Source organism: Flavobacterium tistrianum, from assembly GCF_003254545.1.
GTDB classification, from domain to species: domain Bacteria; phylum Bacteroidota; class Bacteroidia; order Flavobacteriales; family Flavobacteriaceae; genus Flavobacterium; species Flavobacterium tistrianum.
On record NZ_QJRH01000067.1, the window covers coordinates 282,876 to 304,678 of the forward strand.

Here is a 21,803-nt window from a genome sequence, read left to right on the forward strand (position 1 = left end):
TTAGAGTTTTAAAGACGGTTGTTTCTTATAAAATTTTTTAGAAAAATTACATTATTACAAATTTCATCCTTTTTAGAATATGAGAATAATTAAAAAAATCTTGTTGACCTTATTGGTTCTTATTGTGATTCTTGCGATTGGTTTGTGCGCCTATATTTTTCATTTAAAGCCTAAATATGAAGGCTCATTAGAATTAAAAAATCTTGAAAAAGAAACAACAGTTTATTTTGATGATTTTGGCGTGCCTCATATTTATGCGGATTCTGAAAAAGATGCGATGACGGCACTTGGTTATGTTCATGCGCAGGAAAGATTGTGGCAAATGGAATTGTTACGTCGAATTGCTCCGGGTCGCCTTTCTGAAATTTTTGGTGGCGTCGCGCTTAAAAACGACAAGTTTTTTGCTGGAATAGGAATTGAAGAAGCTTCAGCAAAAGCCATTGCAAAGTTGGATAAAAACAGTGAAAGCTATAAACTGACTCAAGCTTATCTGGACGGAATTAATCAATATCTAGAAGAAGGAGTGACACCAATAGAATTTACTTTGGTTGGCGTAAAAAAGCAAAAGTTTACCATAAAAGACGTTTATAATATTTTTGGTTACATGTCTTTTAGTTTTGCTATGGCGCAGAAAACCGATCCATTATTGACAGATATTAAAAATAAATACGGCGTTGCTTATTTGAAAGATTTAGGTATTGAAGGAGAATTCAATAATACTAGAATTAAAATCTCAAAAGAAAAAACTGAGGAATACACTGAGATTTCAAAATCTATAACTGCAATGCTGGATCAGTCTCCAATTCCGCCATTTGTTGGAAGTAACAGTTGGGTTGTTGGGCCACATAAATCGAAAACGGGTAAAGTTATTTTTGCCAATGATCCGCATATCGGATTTTCGCAGCCAGCAACTTGGTACGAGGCGCATATAGTAACACCAAAACATGAATTATACGGCTGCTATTTGGCAGGAACTCCATTTCCGCTTTTAGCGCACAATAGAGATTATGCTTATGGTTTGACCATGTTTGAAAATGATGATATCGATTTTTATCAAGAAAAAAACAAAGCAGATGATGCTTCGCAATATCAGACACCGACAGGTTTCAGCAAATATGAAATCAGAAAAAAAACGATAAAAGTAAAAGATTCTTCAGATGTGGTTTTGACGGTTAAAATTACACATCATGGTCCAGTTATGAATGATTTTATAGATCGTCTGGATAAGAAAAATCCAATTGCAATGTCTTGGACGTATACGCGAGAACCAATCTTGATTCTCGACGCTGCTTACGGACTTTCGCACGCAAAAAATACTACGGATTTTAAGAAATCTGTTAGCTTAATTGCTGCGCCTGGATTGAATGTGATGTACGGCGATGCCAAAGGAAACGTAGCTTGGTGGGCGAGCGGGAAATTATACAGACATAATGAAGGTGTTAATACACATTTGATTTTAGACGGTTCAAGCGGAAAAGATGATATTACGAAGTTTTTAGATTTTGAAGAAAATCCATCAGCTGAAAATCCAGAATGGGGATATGTTTATTCTGCCAATAATCAGCCAGAAGCTATAGATAATGGCTATTTATATCCGGGATATTATCTGCCAGAAGATCGTGCCAAAAGAATCTCAGGAATTTTAGATGCTAAATCAGATTGGGATAAAGAAGCCATCAGTAAAATGATTTATGATAATACTTCTGATGTTGCGGTCGAAACTACTAAAAACTTAATTGCAGCTTTAGATAATAAGTCGCTTTCCTATAATGAAAAAGAGGTTTTAGGAGTTTTAAAATCTTGGAAAGGAACAACAGATACTGAAGACGTTGCACCAACGATTTACAACAAATGGATTTATCTGTATTTGAAAAATACGTTTGAAGATGAAATGGGCAAAGATAATTTCAATTTATTTTTGGGAATTTCTCTAGGAAAGCAAGTTATTGCCAACCAGATAAAAAACGAAAATTCGATTTGGTGGGATAATATCAAAACAAAAAATGTAAAAGAAACGAGAACAGACATTGTTTCAAAATCTTTTCATGACGCTGTTATTGCTCTACAAAATCAGTTAGGAGAAAATATTTCAGAATGGAATTGGGGGAAAGTACACACCGTAGAACACGAACATCCGTTAGGAAAAGTCAAAGCGCTTCGCGGATTGTTTAATGTTGGTCCGTTCAATTCTCCAGGTTCAAATGAAGTAATCAATAATTTATTCTTCGGATTTAATGATGAAGGAAAGTATTACACCAAAGGCGGACCTTCAACAAGAAGAATTGTCGATTTTGCTGATGTAGAAAACAGCTGGAGTATTTTACCAACTGGACAATCTGGGAATCCGTTTAGTAAGCATTACGATGATCAAGCCGAAATGTACAACGCAGGAAAGTTCAGAAAAATGAAATTGAACAAAGATGAAATTGTAAAAACATCTACCAAGTTAGTTTTGAAACCGAAGAAATAGTTTTTGGTTTCAAGTTTCATGTTGATTCAAAAAAATAAAGGCTCAGAGATTTAAGTTTATAAAAATCTTTGAGCCTTTGTTCCTTTGTAACTCTGTAGCTTACTTAGAAATATATTTTCCTAAAACAATATCATCAGCAAAAATGTTGAGATTATTAATAAGCACTTTATTATTGGTCATTACATTTTGGGTCTGATAAGCTGAGTCTTTTTCATAGGCTTTTAATAAAGTTTCCAGTTCCACTTCGTCAAAAACAACAAAACTATTATAGATAGCATCTCTGAAATTTTTGTAATTAATGCTTTGGGTAATTTCCATAGACTTTTGCTCGTTCCAACCTTCTTTTGCAGAAGCTTCATTTATTTTAGATAAGCAGAAATCAATCACATAGTTTTTGTAGCGAGTTGCTTCAACAATTTTATCGATTACAATTTTGTTTTGCTGACTTGGCATCAACGGCTGACTGTTTTGCGATGCAGCTTTAGAAGAAATAAAAAGGCACAACAATACAACTAAGAAACTGTAATTTTTTAGATTTTTCATGGGTTATTCAGTTATTTTGGGCGGGCTAAAATAGTGTGAAAAAAGAATAATTCACCAAATTTGAATGTCCCAAGTTGTAACAAAAAAAACTCCGAAAAAATAGATTTTAAATCTACTTTTTCGGAGCCATTTATAAGCAATTTATCTATAATTGCCTGCTTTTATTTTTTAGAAAGTTCTTCCAAAACCTTTTTCCCGCCTTCATTTGTAGGATCCAATTCAACAGATTTTTTATAGTTGACTATCGCTAGTTTTTTGTCTCCATCTGCTAGATAAGCTTCGCCCAAACTATCATAAACATTTCCAGATTTTGGGAAAGTTTCTACATTGATTTTGAAAACTTCAATTGCTTCTTTCTTTTTTCCAGTTTGCAATAATTGATATCCAACTCTATTGATATCGCTTTCTTTAATGGCATAAGTTGGATCATTTTTTAGTTTTTTATAAGTTTCTGTTCCTGCTGTTGTACCTTTTTCAGTATAAACATCCAATAGATCAAGAGCTAGAGATTTTTTCGGCTGATTAAATGGCTGATTGTATAAAATATTGCGAATTGCAGTATTCATTTCGCCTAAAACAGTTCCGCCAGTATTGTTCAATAAAACAACAAGATTTTTGTTTGCTGGAATACGAGAAATGACCGTATTAAATCCGTTGATACCGCCGCCGTGTTCAATAACAGTTAATTTATCGTTTCCGTTTGGCACTTCATAAGTTGACCATCCATATCCGTAAAAGCCATTCCAAGCTTTAATGTAAGGTTTGAATAAAGATTCCATTGATTTTTCAGAAAGTAATTTATTGGTATAAAGTGCCTGATCCCATAAATACAAATCTTCTACGGTAGAATATAAAGATCCTGCAGCATACGGAATACTCATGTCAATATAAGAGGCATTGACAATTTTCTTTCCTTCTTTTTCATAACCAGCAGCTCTGTTTTTTATAATAACTTCACTATGATCATAACCTGTATTAACCATTTTTAAAGGGGTGAAAATAGTTTCTTGCAAATTCTGCTCGTATGTTTTGCCTGTAATTTTTTCGATAATATATCCTAATAGAAAATAGCCTGAATTGCTATAATTGAACTTTTCACCTGGAGCGAAATCTAATGGAAGACTAGAAAATGTTTTTACAAATGCTTCTGGAGTATAAGGGTTTTTTGCTTTATCTCTAAGGAAATTTAGCGCGTTGGTATAATTTGGAATTCCAGAGGTATGAGTCAATAAATTATGAATTGTGATTTTATCGCCATTTTCTTTTGGATAATCTGGAAGATAAGTAGTTATAGGAACATCTAATTTAATTTTTCCTTCTTCTGCCAGTTTTACAATTAAAAGAGCAGTAAATTGTTTACTTATGGATCCCAATCTGAATTTAGTATCAGGCTGATTCGGAATATTCCATTCCATATTAGCAGAACCGAAACCTTTTTTGAAAATTACTTTCCCGTTTTCTGCTATCAAAGCAGAGCCATTAAATTGTCCGTATTCGTTATATTTGTTTAGAAGCTGTTCAATTTGCTGTGCTTTATCTTGAGCAAAAGTGCTAAAGGATGAAAACTGAAAAGCGACAAAAAGTGCAATAAGCTTGATTGATTTTTTCATAATAGATTGATTATGGTTTAAGATTAATGAATGATTCGATTTTGATTGATGATTGAAACTTCTTAAATGAAATAAAAAAGATGCTCTAAAACTTTAGACGATTGATTTGTGATTTGGTTTCACGATTAATCCATTTTTTTTATTTTTTTTTCAGGATATAAAAAAGTAAGAGCACAGACCAGTTACTTTAAAAGTAGATCTATGCTCATAACTAACAAATATTTTTAATGCAATTAAGCAGTTAAAATTTTACTTATATATAATAATAGAAGTATAAATAATTTTAGCATGTTTTCAGATTAAAGTTAATATCTGATTGAAGTGGAAATTATTTGGTTTCAATATCAACTATTTTCTGTCCATTTTCTCCCAAGTAGTGCACGACGATATTTTCATAAACTTTATAACCGTTATCAACATTGGTAAAAATGACTAAACCTTGTTTTGTTTTTGGAAGCAAAACAAAAATAGTCTGAACTCCTTTGTCTGCACCGCTATGAGATAGAGCATAGTTTTCATTTCCTAATTCGTAAATTTCGAAACCTAAACCAAAATATTTATTCTTTTTGGTCTGAACTTGATGTGAAATCATATCATCAAAAACTTTTTTGCTTAATCCTTCGCTGTTCATTACGCTAGATAAAAATCTGCTGTAATCTTCAATCGTGGTCAATAAATCGTCTGCTGCGTTTGCAGATTTATTTTTTGTCGGTTCATAAGCATTGCCGTTTTTGTCATAATTGATAGCGTATCTCGAAAGGTCTATTTTATCATTCCAGATTAATTGAGAATCGGTCATTTTTAATGGCTCAAAAACTAATTCTGAAGCCAATTGATCCAATGTTTTGTGGAATTTTCTCTCCAGAGCTTTTCGCAAATATTCAAATCCTTCTCCAGAATATTGGTATTGAGTTCCAGGCTTAAATTTGAAATCTAATTTATTAGACGTATTAAAAGACCTCCAATTTGGAAAACCGGTTTGATGGCTCAAAACAATTCTCGTGGTCAGTAATTTTAAATTCGGATCTTTTGCAATATCAGGATCAATCCAATATTTGTAAAGCGGTTCGTCCAAATCCCATTTTCCTGCGCTTACTAATTTCAAAGCCGTTATAGCAGTTATAGGTTTTGTTAGTGAAGCTACATTCCAGATAGTGTTATAAGGTGCCGAAACACCTTTTTTAAGTTCGCCAAAAACTTTTACCTGTTTTAGTTTTCCGTCAGTAATAATTCCAATTCCTAAAGCGGGAACATTATTCTCTTTCAGCCATTTTTCGGTTTCTCGATCATTGTCAAAAAGATTCGATATTCCAGCACTTGAACTTGTCATTTGATGATTGTAACTCAGAGATCTTGCTAGTTTCCATTCTTTATTTTTTAAAAGCCATAAATGGGTAAATTTGGCAAAACTTCCTGCCTGCTCTTTATTTCCAACAGAACTTTCGTAAAAACGGTGCGTTCCCATTTGAATCGCGCCATACAAAACACCATTTTTATATAAGGGATAAATTTCAGCACTTCCGTCTATTAATTCTCTTCGATAATTATATTTTCTTGTTGGAGAACAGATTCCGTTTTGAAATGTTTTTAAAAATCTTGCCTTGTCAGAAATACTGTCTTTGTCGTGATAAAATTCAAAATCTTCGGTATAAAGATTTTCAAATTGTTTTACATCGCATGTATTAAACCCAATGTTGAAAAGAAGGCTGTCTTTTGACATAATGGTTTTATATAAAACTGAACTTTTATCTTCCTGAGAAAATCCAAGCTGGATTTGAAAGAATAAAATTCCAATTAAAAGAAATTTTAACTGAAAAAAGAATTGATTGATTTTCATTTGTATTTGGTTTTGATTGATGATTCTGCAAAAGTAAATCAATCAAAACTCACAAAATTGTACAAATGCGAAAGTTTATCTTTTATGAGAAAGAAAATACGAATCGGGATCGAATGTTTTTGGTGTGGTTTTAGTCACATCTTTAAACTTTCTGATAAAATGCGATTGGTCAAAATATTTGTTGTAAAGTGCAATATCAGTCAGTTTTAATTTTTCTAAATCAGTATTCACCATTTGATCGACTGATTTTCTGAATTTCAAAATCTGAATATATTTTTTAATTGTTAATCCAGTTGCCGTTTTAAACTTAATCTGAAGCAATCGCTGTGAAGTTTTTAATACTGAACTGATTTCTGAAACTGAAATTTCGAAATCTTGACTTTTAATAATCTCACAGATTTTTTCAATTGTATTTTTCTCCGAATTTAAATCAGATAATGATTCGAAATAAGTATTTATTGTATTTAATATCGTTTCAATATCAGAATCAATCTGAACTTTAAAAGGAAGTTCTTCGGGATTAATTTTGAGAATAGAATCTGTAAAATTGCTTAAATCATATTTTGAAAACATGGAAAGTGTCCAAGTATGAAGCTGAACAATTGTAACTTTAGTTTTTGGATAGATGTTAACCAAAACTTTATTCGTCATTTGAGAACAAAAGTAAACGCCTTCGTTCATCTCATATTTGGCTTTACTCGTATGAACTTCGATAGCATTTCCAGTTACAAAAGCGAGATTAAAACAGCCGTTTGGAAGAACAAGTTTGTTTTCTATTGAGTTTTCGCCAATGCTATTGTCCAGACACCAAATTTTATTGACGAATCGCTCAGTTTTAGGATTTACATAATGTTCGGAATATAGTTGCATTTTAGTCTGCGATTTCATAATTTAAAATCGCAGACTAAAATACAGTTTTTCCGAGTTATTGTTTAAACAAACTCACCAAAATTCTCTCGTTTAGTATTCTGCCATTCCTCCAAAATAATACTGAAATAAACATCATCTTTGCTTTTTCCTTCAGAATCGACATAATTGTTTCTAAAAACGCCTTCTTTTAAAGCTCCCAGTTTTTCAATAGCTTTTTGAGATCTTAAATTTTCAAGATCGGCACTGAATTGTATTCTTCTAAATTGAATATGTTCGAAACCAAAATTCAATAATTCATATTTGCATGCTTTATTTAGACCAGTTCCCTGAAACTCCTTTCCATACCACGTCCACCCAATTTCGCATTTTTGACTTGCATGGTTTAGATAACCATAACGAGTGCTTCCGGCAACTCTATTTGTAGCTTTGTCAATAATAAGAAATGGATAACAAATTCCATCTACTTTTTGTTTTAATGTACTTTGTATATAGTTTTCAAAATCTTGATCGTTTCGAACATACATTCCCATATACTTCCAAATTTCATCATCAAAAATGATTTCTTTTAGTTCTATATTTCTTTTGCTTTCAAATGGAATTAAAAGTACTTTTTCGTTTTCTAAAATAATATCCGATTGTAAAATTTCCTTCTTCATGAGTTTTTATATTTAATTATTTGTAAGTAATGTTTTGCAAAAGTAATTGTTTGATTTTTCATAAATAAATTAAAAAAATAACATTTTGTTATATTTTTTAAAAACGTAAAAAATCCACTTTGCATTTTGCAATTCATAGAAGCAAATAATTGATTTATTTTAGGTCTTATCTACAATTATTAGTTATTTTTACGACCCAATATTAGATTTTCCCTCGATGCAAACATCATTAAAAATTGCAGTTGTTGGTTCTGGACTTGTAGGGTCGCTTCTGGCAATTTATCTTAAAAGAGCGGGGCACACCGTTCATGTCTATGACCGTAGTCCCGATATCCGAAAAATAAATTTCTCAGGCCGATCTATTAATCTGGCTATGTCCAATCGTGGCTGGAAGGCCTTGGATGCAGTTGGTGTTGGAGATTCAGTTCGAGAAATCGCAATTCCGATGGATAAACGTGCCATTCATTTGGTAGACAAATTAAATTTTCAGAATTACGGACAGGAAGGAGAATCTATATATTCTATTTCAAGAGGAAAACTAAACAGAAAAATGATCGATCTTGCTGAAGAAGCTGGAGCCGAATTTCATTTTGAGCAGAAAGTTTGGGATGTTACTTTGAGCGATGCTACGCTTCATATTGGCGAAAGCGAAAGAGGAGAGTGGGAAGAAAGAAAGTTTGATATGGTCTTTGGTGCCGATGGAGCTTTCTCTAGAATTCGACACAGAATGCAGCGCCAGAGTATGTTTAATTATTCGCAGGAATTTTTGAATATGGGATACAAAGAATTAAACATTCCAGCAAATCCAGACGGAACGCATAAATTAGATAAAAACTCATTTCATATTTGGCCAAGAGGCGAATACATGTTAATTGCGCTTCCTAATCTAGATGGAAGTTTTACTTGTACCTTGTTTATGCCTTTTGAAGGAGAAAATTCTTTTGAATCGCTTACAGATCGTAAAATGGTTGAAGATTTCTTTGAAAAAAACTTTCCAGATTCGATTGAAGTAATTCCAGAATTGGCAAATGATTTCTTTAAAAATCCAACCAGTACTTTGGTTACGATGAAATGTTTTCCTTGGACTTACGAGAATAAGATTGCTTTGATTGGAGATGCTTGTCACGCCATCGTTCCGTTTTATGGACAAGGTATGAATGCTGGTTTTGAAGATATCACTGTTTTGAGCGAAATGATTGAAAAGTACCAAGACGATTGGAAAAAAATATTTACAGAATATCAGATCTCTAGAAAACCAAATGCAGATGCTATTGCAGAGCTTTCGTATCGAAATTTTTTAGAAATGAGCACCAAAACAGCAGATGAAAAATTCTTGCTGCAAAAGAAAATAGAAAAAGTCTTTTCAGACAAACATCCAGATAAATGGATTCCGCTTTACAGCCGTGTTACTTTTAGCGACCGCCCTTATGCTGAAGCTTTGGCGATTGGAGATTATCAAAACGGAATTATGGAAGAAGTGCTTCGAATGGAAAATATCGAAAAAATCTGGAATGGAGCAGAAGTTGAAAACAAAATTCTCCAATTGTTATCGAGATAAATTACAATATCAATAACAATATCAAAAATCAATTTTACATTGACATGCTATTGTAATTGATTTTTGATATTGTTATTGTAATTGATTTTTGTTATTTCTTAAAGATTTTAGTCAAGACGCCAAAAACACCTCTTATAAAAGTAGCGCTTGTTACAACTTTCAAAACAGATTTTGTAACAACTTCTGTAGTGCTTGGTCCAGCTTTTGATGATTTGGCAGGAGCTTGTTCTTCTTGCTGAGCTGCGACTTCCGCAGCGTCTGCCAGTTTTTTGTTTAAAATTTCAAAAGCACTTTCGCGGTCAATTTCTTCAGCATATTTTTTAACTAATTTCGATTTGCCATTTATTTCATCAATTTCAGATTGAGATAAAACATCCATTCGGCTCATTGGTGCGCGCATCATTGTAGCAACAAGCGGAGTAGGAATACCTTTTTCGTTAAGTGCTGTAACCAAAGCCTCTCCAATTCCTAAACTTGTCAACAATTCATCAGTCTTATAATAAGGAGAAGTAGGATAGTTGTCGGCTGTTTTCTTAATCGCCTGACGATCATTTGCTGTAAAGGCTCTCAATGCATGTTGGATCTTTAATCCTAACTGGGCTAAAACACCACTCGGAACATCCATCGGATTTTGAGTCACAAAATAAAGTCCAACACCTTTAGAACGAATTAATTTTACTATTGTTTCGATTTGTTCCAAAAGTGCTTTGCTGGCTTCATTAAAAATTAAATGCGCTTCATCAATAAAGATTACCAATTCAGGCTGTTCTGCATCTCCTTTTTCAGGCATCTTCTGATAAATTTCAGCTAAAAGGCTCAACATAAAAGTCGAGAATAATTTTGGTTTATCCTGAATATCCGTCAAGCGGATGATATTAACGTAACCTTTTCCGTTTTCATCAATTCGCATTAAATCATCGGTTTCAAAAGACAATTCACCAAAGAACAAATCACCACCTTGTTGTTCCAGTTCTATAATTTTTCTAAGAATGGTTCCTGTTGTGGCAGTTGAGATTTTACCATAACTAGCTGCGATTTCATCTTTACCTTCTTCTGTAATATAATTGATTACTTTTTTAATGTCTTTTAAATCTAATAAAGGCATTTGCTTATCATCGCAATATTTGAAGATAACTGCTACAACTCCAGCCTGTGTATCATTCAAGTCTAAAATTCGTGAAAATAAAACAGGTCCAAACTCAGAAACAGTAGCACGTAGGCGAACACCATTTTGTTTAGATAAAGACATCAACTCAACAGGAAATGCGGCTACATTATAAGGTATATTAATTTTAGCATGACGCTCTGTGATAAAACCTTCTTCTTTGCCTTCTTTAGCAATACCACTAAAATCTCCTTTAATATCCATCATTAAAACAGGAATTCCTGCACTAGAAAGCTGTTCAGAAAAAACCTGAATTGTTTTGGTTTTTCCTGTTCCAGTTGCACCAGCAATTAATCCGTGTCGATTTAAAGTTTTTAGAGGAATTTTGACATTTGCTTCTGCAATTGGCTCACCGTCAAGCACTGCGCCTCCAAGTATAATGCTATCTCCCTTCGAAGAATACCCTGTTGTTATATCTGCAATAAAATTCTCTTTTTTATTCATGCTTTTATTTGTAATTTAGATTGTTATGAGTATTGCTTTGTTTTTGGGCACTTTTTCTGTGGTTTTTTTTAGTAAGAAAAAGCTTTTTTTGATTGAAAATTTAATAAAAAAAAAATTCTCAGCTTTTTAAGAAGATATCAAAGGAATCTTTGAATATTTACTAAAACGTTGTAATTTTTCTAATTATCGTCCTTTTTTTTGTTTTATCTAAAAAATGATGCGACCAATTTAATGAGATATTTTTTAATTTGAAGTTAAATTTCGGTCAATTAAATTAAAAAAAGTTTTTTTATTTAAACTAAACGTATAAATTTGCTCCTCTACAAGTTAAATATAACTAAAAAATAAAAATTATTTAAAACTATTAAAATTAAAAAAAATGGCAAACGTTAAAGTTAAAAAAGAAAGCACTTCAAATGGCGGAGGAATGATCACAGGAATCATTATTGTAGCGTGTATCTTAGTAGGGGTGTTTATTTGGAAAGTAATCATGGGGGATTCTGCGAACTTCGAAGGAGGTAATCCAGAAACAGGACATCCAATCAATACATTAGGACAGGTATATAAAGGAGGTTTCATCGTACCAGTATTATTAGGTATGTTTTTAATGGTTGTTGTTTTTTCTATTGAAAGATTTATTGTTATCGGTAAAGCTGCTGGAAAAACTAACCTTGACAAATTCATGAAAAGTGTTCAAGGAAGTATTAAAGAAGGAAACATCGAAGCTGCTATCGCTTCATGTGACAAACAACAAGGTTCAGTTGCAAACGCAATTAAATCTGCTTTGGTAAAATACCAAGATGTTAAAAAAGAAGGATTCAACAGCGAAGAAGCTTCTGAAGTAATCCACAAAGAAATCGAAGAGGCAACTTCATTAGAAATGCCAATGTTAGAGAAAAACATGACTATTATCTCTACTTTAGTATCTTTAGGTACATTAGGAGGATTATTAGGAACTGTATCTGGTATGATTAAAGCGTTTGGTGCGTTAGCTTCTGCTGGTACTCCTGACCAAGCTGCTCTTGCAACAGGTATCTCTGAAGCACTTATCAACACTGCTACAGGTATCTCTACTTCTATCTTAGCAATTGTTTCTTACAACTTCTTTACTGCTAAAATTGACGATTTAACTTACTCTATCGATGAGGCTGGTACTACAATCGTGAATACTTACAGAAAATTCAGAGGAAGTTTAAGACAATAATTAATTTTTGATTTTATATCAAAAAAATAAAATAAAAGATAATGGCTAAAATAAAAATGAAAAAAAAGTCTACATCGACAGATATGACTGCGATGTGTGATGTAGCGTTCCTTTTGCTAACGTTCTTTATTTTGACCGCTACTGCTAAAGTGCCTGAGGCATTGCCTGTAGATATGCCTGCTTCTGTTGCTATAAGTAAACTGCCAGATACTGATTTGGCTATTATTACAGTAGGAAAAGGGAAAGTATTTTTTGACATCAAAGGAAGAGAAGTTCGTAAAAGAACTCTTGAAGGAATGGGTGCGAAATATGGTATTGAATTTTCAGAAGAAGATAAAACCAAATTTGCTCTTATGGATGATTTTGGTGTGCCAATTACAGGTTTAAAGCAAATCATTGGTATGAAAGCGGCGGAAAGAACCAAAGCAAACCAACCTGGAATTCCTGTCGATTCATTAGATAATCAATTAAAAGAATGGCTTCTGATTTCTAGAAGAGCTACAATTGATTTAGATGACAAAGAATTGCAGATTGCGATTAAAGGAGATGCTAAAGAAGAATATCCAAGAATTAAAAAAATTATGGATATTTTACAAGATCAGAAAATCAATTCCTTTAACTTAGTTACAGGTAAGAGAGGAAGAGACTTTTAATTAAAAAATATACACTAAGATGGCTGAATTAAATACCGGCGACGGCGGTGGTGGTAAAGGTGGTAAAGTAAGAAGTAAAAAGCAGAATTCGAAAGTCGATTTAACAGCGATGGTGGATTTGGCATTCTTATTGATTACATTCTTTATGTTAACTACTTCGTTGTCAAAACCTCAATCGATGGATTTATCATTGCCAAATAAAGAGGAGGATGAAAAACCAACCGATAAAACTAAGGTAGATGAAAACCGTACCATGACAGTGATGTTAGGTGGTGATAATAAAATGGTTTTCTATATGGGATTATTGGCATCACCAAAAGTGGGGCCGAAAGACATTACATATGGTAAAGATGGTATCCGTAGAGAATTGTTAAAACAAAAGAAAAATGTTTTGGCTTATTCTGCAGCTTTAGGGAAACCTAAAAACGGAATCATTGTGATCATTAAACCAACAAAAAAATCAAATTACCGTAATTTGGTTGATATCTTGGACGAAATGGCTATCACTGGAGTTGATACATATGCGATTGTTCCTGAGTTTACACCAGAAGAAACAAAAGTGATAGATAAAAAATAAGAGCAATCTTAATTTTATCGACTTAAAAATCAAGAAGTATGAAATTAGATATTATAAAAAATCAGTGGCTTGATATCGTATTCGAAGGACGTAATAAGATATATGGAGCATACGAGCTGAGAAAATCAAACGGAAAAACAACTGTGAAAGCACTTGTTATTGGTTCTCTTATCTTTAGTGCTGCTGTTGCCGCTCCTCTTATTGCGAGTTTGTTACCAGACTCTACAGAAGAAGAAGAAGTTAAAGAGGTTAAGATGGCTGCGGTAAAATTGCCTCCAAAAAAAGAGGAAGTTAAGCCTAATATGCCACCGCCACCACCACCGCCACCAAAAGTGGATCAGGTTAAATTCGTTAAACCTGTGGTTGCTAAAGCGGAAGAAGTAACTGAAGACCCACCAAAAATTGTTGATTTAAAAGACAAAAAAGTTGGTGCTGAGACTATCAAAGGGGACCCAGATGCAGTTTTAACTGTTGATGAGCCAGTTGGAAAAGGACCAGTAGCAGAGGTGGTACAAGAAGATAACACTGTATATAACACAGCTGGTATCGAAGTAAAACCAGATTTCCCAGGAGGTATTGATAAATTCTACAAATTCGTAGGAAACAACTATAAAACTCCAGAAGAAGAAGGTTTAAAAGGTAAAGTTTACGTTACGTTTGTAGTTGAAAAAGACGGGTCATTAACAGATATTAAAGTTTTAAGAGATATCGGTTATGGTACAGGAGCAGAAGCAATTCGTGTTCTTAAAAAATGTCCAAAATGGACTCCCGGCGAGCAAAATGGTAAAAAAGTTAGGGTATTGTACTCTCTTCCTATTACTATTCAATCTGCAGAATAATGTTAAAAGATATGCTTAATAATATTCAGAAGAAATCGCTCAAAGAGCGATTTCTTCTTGTTTTAGGAATACTGTTTTTTTTAATTTATCTTGTGCTCGGTTTAATGATTATGTTTTGGGAAAAACTCCCGCTTAATATGGAATGGAAATACAGATATGCCTTTGGTGGATTGCTAATTGTGTATTCGGGAATAAGATTTTTAAGATTAATTAATTCAAAAGAAGAATAATTATGTTGAAATATAGTAAGGTTTTGGGTTTGGTTGTTTTTGTCTTTTTGTTTGCCATGTGCAACCAAAAAAGCAAAAGTGAAACTGAAAAAGAGACCATTTTGAAAGGATCACTTGATATTGCGGTTGACGAAACAGTAAAGCAAATTGTAGACGATCAGGTTGCTGTTTTTGAAGGTACTTACTATAATGCAAAAATTACAGTAAAGCCAAATTCAGAGGCTGAAGTAATTAATGATTTATTAAATCAAAAAACTAAAGTTGCAATTACAACTCGAGATCTAACTGTAGAAGAAAGGGCTCGTTTTGATAAAAGTAAAATTAATCCGAGAGTAACTCCATTTGCCCATGACGCTATTGCTTTTATTTCGAACAAAAGCAATAATGATACTTTAATTGCGTTGAAAAGTGTTATTGATTTCATGCAAGGCAAAACCGATGGTAAAATTAAAGGCCTAGTTTTCGATAATCCTAATTCAAGCACTGTTCGTTACATGAAGGAATTAGCGAAAGTGAACGAAATACCTAAATCAGGAGTTTTCTCATTTAAAACAAATAATGAAGTAATCAAATTTGTTTCAGAAAATGATGGAATGATTGGTGTTATTGGTATTAATTGGTTTTATCAGCCAACCCCTGATATGACTGAAACTATTAATAAGATAAATGTCCTTTATGTTAAAGGTTTGAATAGTAATGAATATTACAGTCCTACTCAAAATGACATAGAAATAGGGAAATATCCTTTGGCACGTGATTTGTTTATTATCAATTGTCAAGGTTATTCAGGACTTGGAATGGGCTTTGCTTCATTCATAGCAGGTGATATCGGACAGCGAATAGTTTTAAAATCTGGACTGCTGCCATATAAAACTCCAGGACGAAAACTTAAGATTAGAAGTGAAATTATAAAAGATAAAGAATAAATTAATTACAATAAAGATGAATAAATTTAAAATTTTTAGTCTTGCATTAGTTGCCTCGGCCACTGCGGCAAAAGCGCAAGATATCAACCAAGCAAAGAAGGCAATTGATGCTGAACAATTTGATAAAGCAAAAAACTTACTTAAATCAATTATTAAAGCAAAACCTTCAGATGGTGAAGCAAATTTTGTTTTAGGGAATGTTTATTTAAACCAATCTGTTGTGGATTCTGCTAAAATCTATTACAATAATGGATTACAAGCTTCAGATAAGAAGAACTTAAACTACATCGGTTTGGGGCAATTAGATCTTGATGCAAAAAATAGCGCTGCAGCTCAAGCTAATTTCGCTTTAGCAACTAAAGACATGAAGAAAAAAGATATAAATGAATTTATTTATATCGCTAGAGCTTACATGAATTCTGAAAATCCAGATTATAAAAGCGCTACAGATGTATTGAAGCGTGCTTTATTAGTTGACCCACAAAATGCACAGGCATTATTGGCAATTGGAGATGCGTACTACGGAGCAAACAATCAAAATGATGCTTACAAAGCGTATCGTGATGCGTTTACTGCTGATAATACATTGTTGAGAGCAAAAATGCAATTAGGAGTTTTATTGAAAGGTGCCAAATCTTATGATGAAGCAATTAAATCGTTTAATGAAGTTATCGCTTTAGATGCTAATTACGGACCTGTTTACAGAGAACTTGCTGAAACATATTACAAGTGGGCAAGAAACAAGCCTTCTACTGCTAAAGTTAATTTGCAAAATGCAATTACAAACTACGAGAAGTATTTAAGTTTGACAGATTATTCTCTTGACTCAAAAATGCGTCATGCAGATTTCTTGATCTTGGTTAAAGATTACAAACAGTTAGAAACTGTTGCAAACAAAATGATTGCTCAGGATAAAGTAAATCCTAGAATTTACAGATATTTAGGATATGCAGCTTACGAAAATGGAAATGTTGATGTTGCAATTAAATCTATCGAAGATTATATCAAAGCTCCAGGAAACAAAGTTATTGGTAGAGATTACTACTACTTAGGATTAGCTAAGATTAAAAAAGGAACTGCGGCTGACGGTAAAGTAGATCAGGCAGCTTTTGATGCTGGTTTAGCTGATATCAAAAAGGCGATTGAATTGGAGCCTCTTGTAGTTGAAGAATTTGCTGACTTTGGAAAAGATTTGTTCGGTAAAAAACAATATGCACAAGCGGCAGCTATTTTTGAACTTGGAGCAAGTAACCCTGAATCTAAAAATTACTTAGATGATAGCGTTTATTACGGAATCTCTTTATACTACGGTAATGCTAGTAAACCAAAAGAAAGCCGTGATGCTGCAGCCTTAGCTAAAGCTGACGGAGTTTTTGATAAAATTTTAACTACTGCTCCTAGCTATGATGAAGCATACTTATATAAAGCTAGAATCAATTCTTTATTAGACAAAGATGATTTGATCATTAAAAACTACGAAGAGTATGTCACTAAAATTTCAGCAAAAGGTGCAGAAGAAGTGGCTAAGCCAGCTGTAACTAAAAAGTTTGTTGAAGCTTACAATGGTATCGGTGCTGCTTATGCTAATACAGATAAAGCTAAAGCTATTGAGTATTTCAATAAAACTTTAGTTTTAGATCCAGCAAATTCATATGCTGCACAATCTATAAAAGCTTTAAAATAATTAGAAAATTTTAAATAGAATATTAAACCGATAGTTCAAAAAGCTATCGGTTTTTTTTGTTCCGTATATTATTGATTATCTTTGCACTCTTAAAATAATATAATGTTACCAAAAGAAATACAATTAGAAGTAAATAAAGGAGCAATGCTTCCTTTGATGGAAGAATTTTATACCATTCAAGGAGAAGGTTCGCATACAGGAAGAGCAGCTTACTTTATTAGAATTGGTGGATGTGATGTGGGGTGTCATTGGTGTGATGTAAAAGAAAGCTGGAATGCTGAGCTTCATCCGCCGACAAAAGTGGATTTAATTGTTGAAAATGCTGCAAAATATGCTGATACAGTTGTTGTAACTGGCGGAGAACCTTTGTCTTGGGATATGACCCTTTTGACAGAACGTCTAAAAGAGAAGAATTTAAAAGTGCATATTGAAACTTCTGGAGCATTCCCTCTGTCAGGAACTTGGGACTGGATTTGTCTTTCGCCTAAAAAGAATAAACTACCGACACAAACCGTGTATGACAATGCCCACGAGTTAAAGGTTATAATCTACAATAAACACGATTTTATTTTTGCCGAAGAACAAGCAGAATTAGTAAATGATAATGCAATTTTATTCCTTCAGCCGGAATGGAGTAAAAAGGAAGAGATGACTCCGCTTATTGTTGATTATGTTATGAATAATCCGAAATGGAGAGTTTCATTGCAGACACATAAGTATCTTAATATCCCATAAAACAAAAAATCTCTTCAGGTGAAGAGATTTTTTGTTTTATGGAAGTATACAAGCTGTGTAAAAAAGAAACACATTTTATTATTTCCAATTTTTATAATTTTTCAAAGTGGTAATGTGCGCCAAATGATGATTTCCGTGCCAAGCATACATTCCGATAATTTTTTTAAGCTTGTTTTCCGAATTATCTGCCGGATGTACAAATGTTTTTTCTAAATCAGATTCAGATAAATTTTTCATGATAAAGGCTAATCTAAAATGAAGTCCTTTTAATAATTCCAAAGTAGGTTGAATCGGCATTGTTAAATTATCGTTTAAATCAGACCAAAGAACTTCATCATAAGGTTTAATGACAGGATTGTTTTCAGTCAATGCCCATTTAAGACGAATGTAACAATGCATATGGCTCTCCGCGCAATGATGAATAACTTGTCTTACAGTCCAACCGCCTGGACGATAAGGTGTGTCTAATTGCTCATCGGTTAAATGAGATGTTTCCTTTGCTAATCTTTCTGAAAAAGTTTCAATTTCTTTAATTTTTCCAGAAATATATTCTGCTGAAAATTTATCTGGAGCAATAAATTTTCCAATAGGATATTTTAATTTCTCTAAATCTAGTTCATTCATTGTTTTTATGATTTGTTTTAAATGGAAAGTTTCGCTAAATAATCGTAATGTTCTCCTTCAAGAATAAGTTCGCAGTTTAAGCCATTTGCAACTGCTGCATTTTGAAGTGTATTGTAATCTAGATATAACCAGTCAAAAGGTTCTTCTTTTTCTCCTTTATAACTAATATTAAAAACAAGTTCGCCATAATAATCATTTTCAGACGGAATCCATTTGCCACCGTCGTCATCTTCATCAAACATATAAATGATGTCAGAACTGTCAATTAAAATTTGTCCGCCAGGATTTAAAAGAGATTTTAATTTAGATAAATATTTGTTGCAGTTTTTTAATTGGCCAAAAATACCGGTTCCATTCATTAAGAGGAGGATTGTGTCAAATTTTTCTCCTTCAAAATCTAAAATATTTTCAACTTTAGCATTTTTTATTCCTCTAATGCGACAGGTTTCAATTGCTTTTCTAGAAATGTCAATGGCTGTTACTTCTAGATTACGTTCGTTTTGCAGAGATAAGGCATGGCTTCCTGCGCCACATCCTACATCTAATATTTTTCCTTTCGCCAGTTGTAAAGCTTTTTGTTCAATTTTAGGCATCTCATTATAAGTACGGAAAAGATATTCAACACTCATTTCGTCTTCTTCAGAAATAGAAGTTTCGGTAATAATATCTTCAGGCGAATTTTTGGTGTAAAAATCAAATATCGCTTTTCCAAAAAGATCTTTCATTGTTTTAGTTCAAAGTTTAAGGTTTCAAGTTCAAAGTTGCTTAATTTTGCAGATCAACTTTAAATTTTAAACTTGAAACAGATTTTAAATAACTTAAGTAAGTTAGCCAAAGATAAGCATAACGAGAATAAAAAGTATTTCGATAAGCTTAAAAAGAAACCGCCAAAAAATTTAGATTACATTATGCAGGATTTGCACGATGCTGAATTTAAGAAAACGGATTGCTTAAAATGCGCTAATTGCTGCAAAACAACTGGTCCGTTATTTACCTTAGCGGATATTGAGCGAATTTCAAAACATTTTAGACAAAAGCCACAACAATTTATTGACCAATATCTGCGAATTGACGAGGATAGAGATTATGTTTTGAAAAGTGTTCCCTGTACTTTTTTGGATAATGAAAACTATTGTATGATTTACGATGTTCGTCCAAAAGCCTGCCGAGAGTTTCCGCATACAGATCGAAACAAATTTTATCAGATTTCGAACTTAACTTTGAAAAACGTTGAAATTTGTCCTGCGGCATTTAATATAGTAGAAGAAATGAAAAAAAAATTGCCTTTATAAATCAAAACAGGCAATTGTTTGCAAGAACATCTCAATTTTCCTTTTTTAAGGTGTACTTTTGAGAAAGGAATAATTTAAACAACTATAACTTGAATTTAGAATATTTTATAGCTAAAAGGCTTATCACTGCAAAAGATTATAAAAGCAGTATTTCGGCACCCATTATAAAAATTGCCATTTCGGCAATTGCAATCGGAATTATTATGATGATAGTTTCCGTAGCGACAGGAATAGGTTTGCAGAAAAAGATTCGTGATAAAGTTTCGGCATTTAATGGTCAGATTATAATTTCTAATTATGATAATAATAATTCAGAAGTTACAACAGTACCAATTTCAAAGAAGCAAGATTTCTATCCCAATTTTAAATCAGTTCCAGAAGTGAGCCACATTCAGGCAGTCGCAAGTAAAGCTGGAATTATTAGAACAGAAAATGCATTTGAAGGAATTATATTCAAAGGAGTTGGAGCAGATTACGATTGGAACAATATCAAAGAATATATTGTAGAAGGTAAATTGCCAGATTTTACAAAAGCATTGAATGAAGATGTTATTATCTCAAGATTTCTGGCAGATCGCTTAAATTTGAAAATCGGAGACGAATTCAATACCTTCTTTATAAAAGAAGAGCAGGGTAAGCTTCCAAATAGTCGCCGATTTAAAATCGCTGGGATATTTAACTCAGGTTTCCAAGATTTTGATGCTACATATATTATAGGGGATATTCGACATATTCAGAGAATCAATAAATGGAATGAGGGGCAAATAGGGGCATTTGAGATTTTTGTCAAAGATTTTGATGAAATTAAAGCGGTAGGGAATAAAGTTTACGAGTCAACTTCATCTAATCTCGATACTAAAACCATTATAGAAAAATACAGTTATATTTTTGACTGGCTTCAGTTATTCGATTTTAATATTATAATCATTTTAGGAGTTATGATTCTAGTTGCTACAATTAATATGGTGGTGGCGCTTTTAGTTCTTATTTTAGAAAGAACTCAAATGATAGGGATTTTAAAATCAATGGGGGCAAATAATTGGTCAGTACGTAAAATATTTTTGTATAATGCTTTTTACTTAATTCTACGTGGATTGTTCTGGGGAAATCTAATAGGCATTTCAATTCTGTTAATTCAGCAGCAGTTTGGTGTAATCCAGCTGAATCCTGAAAATTATTACGTAAATCAAGCTCCAGTATATCTAAATTGGATTTACATACTACTGCTAAATCTATTGACTATTACAGTTTGTTTCTTGGTGTTGTTAATCCCGTCTTATATAATAACTAAAATATCTCCAGTAAAAGCTATTCGCTTTGACTAAATAAAATGGACTCACATATACAGCCCGACAGGTTTTAAAAACTGTCGGGCATGTTTTTTTATACTTAATATATAAGTAGAAAGCCTCATTTGCTATTCAGACCGCAGCCATTTGAAGTTCTTGGAATTTGGAATTTAAAAGATTGGGATTTTTTTTAAGGAGCCATTTCCCGCTATCCGCTCCAATCTTTTCGTGCCGAACCCCGGCACAAAAAGGATTTCCGCTCCTATCGGGGCTATGGGACTCGGTTTTCAGAAGAAGTTTTCCGCAGGCAAGGAGCTTAAAAAGAATGAAAAATCGGCAGAAAGGAGAGGGAAGGGCTGAAAACTGCGCAAAACCAGAATGTCCAAACCTCCAAAAAATGCCAAAAACGCACGCTAAAGAAGAAAAATCCCACGCTTCAGGGAAAAAGCCCAAAATGTAAAGCATCCGTTATCAGCGCGTTAAGAAATAACTTGAGAAAAGATTAAAAATAGTTTAGAAAAAAGCTTGCAGAAGCGGAAAAAGTGCCTACTTTTGCACCCGCAACAGCGAAAAACGCTCTTAGACATTCCGCAGCAT

Annotated in this window: 21 protein-coding genes; 13 read left to right on the forward strand and 8 right to left on the reverse strand. The window is 33.0% G+C overall.

Annotated elements, in window-relative coordinates; genetic code table 11:
- Positions 1 to 79: 79 nt before the first annotated feature.
- A complete protein-coding gene (locus DMB71_RS10450; protein ID WP_111365891.1) occupies positions 80 to 2,470 on the forward strand; it encodes a penicillin acylase family protein in 2,391 nt (796 codons plus the stop codon).
- A gap of 99 nt (positions 2,471 to 2,569) precedes the next feature.
- Here the strand turns inward: DMB71_RS10450 and DMB71_RS10455 are convergent, their stop codons facing one another.
- The 5 genes from DMB71_RS10455 to DMB71_RS10475 all read right to left on the reverse strand — a co-directional run bounded on the left by DMB71_RS10455 (position 2,570) and on the right by DMB71_RS10475 (position 7,986).
- Positions 2,570 to 3,013, reverse strand: coding sequence for a hypothetical protein (locus DMB71_RS10455; RefSeq protein WP_111365892.1), 444 nt, complete (start codon positions 3,011 to 3,013; stop codon positions 2,570 to 2,572).
- 161 nt (positions 3,014 to 3,174) lie between these two features.
- On the reverse strand, positions 3,175 to 4,623 hold the full coding sequence (locus DMB71_RS10460) for a serine hydrolase domain-containing protein (RefSeq protein ID WP_111365894.1): 1,449 nt from the start codon (positions 4,621 to 4,623) through the stop codon (positions 3,175 to 3,177).
- Between the two features lie 328 nt (positions 4,624 to 4,951).
- The gene (locus DMB71_RS10465) at positions 4,952 to 6,460 is read right to left on the reverse strand and encodes a serine hydrolase (RefSeq protein WP_111365895.1); all 1,509 of its coding nucleotides are present in this window, start codon (positions 6,458 to 6,460) and stop codon (positions 4,952 to 4,954) included.
- A gap of 75 nt (positions 6,461 to 6,535) precedes the next feature.
- On the reverse strand, positions 6,536 to 7,330 hold the full coding sequence (locus DMB71_RS10470; protein WP_111365942.1) for a helix-turn-helix domain-containing protein: 795 nt from the start codon (positions 7,328 to 7,330) through the stop codon (positions 6,536 to 6,538).
- A gap of 62 nt (positions 7,331 to 7,392) precedes the next feature.
- Positions 7,393 to 7,986 (reverse strand): GNAT family N-acetyltransferase, encoded by a 594-nt coding sequence (locus DMB71_RS10475; protein WP_111365897.1) that lies wholly within the window; start codon positions 7,984 to 7,986, stop codon positions 7,393 to 7,395.
- A 217-nt stretch (positions 7,987 to 8,203) separates the two neighbouring features.
- On the opposite strand from DMB71_RS10475, the gene DMB71_RS10480 reads away from it, so the two are divergent.
- The gene (locus DMB71_RS10480) at positions 8,204 to 9,544 is read left to right on the forward strand and encodes an FAD-dependent oxidoreductase (protein ID WP_111365898.1); all 1,341 of its coding nucleotides are present in this window, start codon (positions 8,204 to 8,206) and stop codon (positions 9,542 to 9,544) included.
- Between the two features lie 91 nt (positions 9,545 to 9,635).
- On the opposite strand, the gene DMB71_RS10485 is transcribed toward DMB71_RS10480, so the two are convergent.
- Positions 9,636 to 11,153 carry a helicase HerA-like domain-containing protein gene (locus tag DMB71_RS10485; RefSeq protein WP_111365900.1) on the reverse strand — a complete coding sequence of 506 codons (1,518 nt, stop codon included), beginning with the start codon at positions 11,151 to 11,153 and terminating at the stop codon, positions 9,636 to 9,638.
- Between the two features lie 379 nt (positions 11,154 to 11,532).
- Between DMB71_RS10485 and DMB71_RS10490 the strand changes: the two genes are divergently transcribed.
- From DMB71_RS10490 to DMB71_RS10525, 8 genes are all read left to right on the forward strand, one after another.
- Positions 11,533 to 12,357, forward strand: coding sequence for a MotA/TolQ/ExbB proton channel family protein (locus tag DMB71_RS10490; RefSeq protein ID WP_008464979.1), 825 nt, complete (start codon positions 11,533 to 11,535; stop codon positions 12,355 to 12,357).
- Positions 12,358 to 12,398: 41 nt separating this feature from the next.
- A complete protein-coding gene (locus DMB71_RS10495; protein WP_111365901.1) occupies positions 12,399 to 13,010 on the forward strand; it encodes an ExbD/TolR family protein in 612 nt (203 codons plus the stop codon).
- Between the two features lie 19 nt (positions 13,011 to 13,029).
- On the forward strand, positions 13,030 to 13,587 hold the full coding sequence (locus tag DMB71_RS10500; protein WP_111365903.1) for an ExbD/TolR family protein: 558 nt from the start codon (positions 13,030 to 13,032) through the stop codon (positions 13,585 to 13,587).
- Positions 13,588 to 13,625: 38 nt separating this feature from the next.
- The gene (locus tag DMB71_RS10505) at positions 13,626 to 14,426 is read left to right on the forward strand and encodes an energy transducer TonB (RefSeq protein WP_111365904.1); all 801 of its coding nucleotides are present in this window, start codon (positions 13,626 to 13,628) and stop codon (positions 14,424 to 14,426) included.
- Positions 14,426 to 14,656: a hypothetical protein gene (locus DMB71_RS22175; RefSeq protein WP_111365906.1), complete on the forward strand. Its 231-nt coding sequence runs from the start codon at positions 14,426 to 14,428 to the stop codon at positions 14,654 to 14,656. Before DMB71_RS10505 ends, DMB71_RS22175 begins: the two co-directional genes overlap by 1 nt.
- A 2-nt stretch (positions 14,657 to 14,658) precedes the next feature.
- Positions 14,659 to 15,582: a PstS family phosphate ABC transporter substrate-binding protein gene (locus tag DMB71_RS10515; RefSeq protein ID WP_111365907.1), complete on the forward strand. Its 924-nt coding sequence runs from the start codon at positions 14,659 to 14,661 to the stop codon at positions 15,580 to 15,582.
- Between the two features lie 16 nt (positions 15,583 to 15,598).
- Positions 15,599 to 17,266 carry a tetratricopeptide repeat protein gene (locus DMB71_RS10520; RefSeq protein WP_111365909.1) on the forward strand — a complete coding sequence of 556 codons (1,668 nt, stop codon included), beginning with the start codon at positions 15,599 to 15,601 and terminating at the stop codon, positions 17,264 to 17,266.
- Positions 17,267 to 17,368: 102 nt separating this feature from the next.
- Entirely contained in the window at positions 17,369 to 18,001 is a 633-nt protein-coding gene (locus DMB71_RS10525; protein ID WP_111365910.1) for a 7-carboxy-7-deazaguanine synthase QueE, read from the forward strand.
- A gap of 78 nt (positions 18,002 to 18,079) precedes the next feature.
- Here DMB71_RS10525 and DMB71_RS10530 read toward each other — a convergent pair whose 3' ends face one another.
- Both DMB71_RS10530 and DMB71_RS10535 read right to left on the reverse strand, forming a co-directional pair.
- Positions 18,080 to 18,625 (reverse strand): YfiT family bacillithiol transferase, encoded by a 546-nt coding sequence (locus DMB71_RS10530; RefSeq protein WP_111365912.1) that lies wholly within the window; start codon positions 18,623 to 18,625, stop codon positions 18,080 to 18,082.
- 17 nt (positions 18,626 to 18,642) lie between these two features.
- Complete coding sequence (locus tag DMB71_RS10535; protein WP_111365913.1) at positions 18,643 to 19,350, reverse strand: class I SAM-dependent methyltransferase; 708 nt, start codon at positions 19,348 to 19,350, stop codon at positions 18,643 to 18,645.
- Positions 19,351 to 19,422: 72 nt separating this feature from the next.
- Here DMB71_RS10535 and DMB71_RS10540 point away from each other — a divergent pair, with 72 nt between their 5' ends.
- From DMB71_RS10540 to DMB71_RS22245, 3 genes are all read left to right on the forward strand, one after another.
- Positions 19,423 to 19,917 carry a YkgJ family cysteine cluster protein gene (locus tag DMB71_RS10540; RefSeq protein ID WP_111365915.1) on the forward strand — a complete coding sequence of 165 codons (495 nt, stop codon included), beginning with the start codon at positions 19,423 to 19,425 and terminating at the stop codon, positions 19,915 to 19,917.
- Between the two features lie 89 nt (positions 19,918 to 20,006).
- A complete protein-coding gene (locus DMB71_RS10545) occupies positions 20,007 to 21,242 on the forward strand; it encodes an ABC transporter permease (RefSeq protein WP_111365916.1) in 1,236 nt (411 codons plus the stop codon).
- A 289-nt stretch (positions 21,243 to 21,531) separates the two neighbouring features.
- A complete protein-coding gene (locus DMB71_RS22245) occupies positions 21,532 to 21,666 on the forward strand; it encodes a hypothetical protein (RefSeq protein WP_262510412.1) in 135 nt (44 codons plus the stop codon).
- Positions 21,667 to 21,803 lie beyond the last annotated feature (137 nt).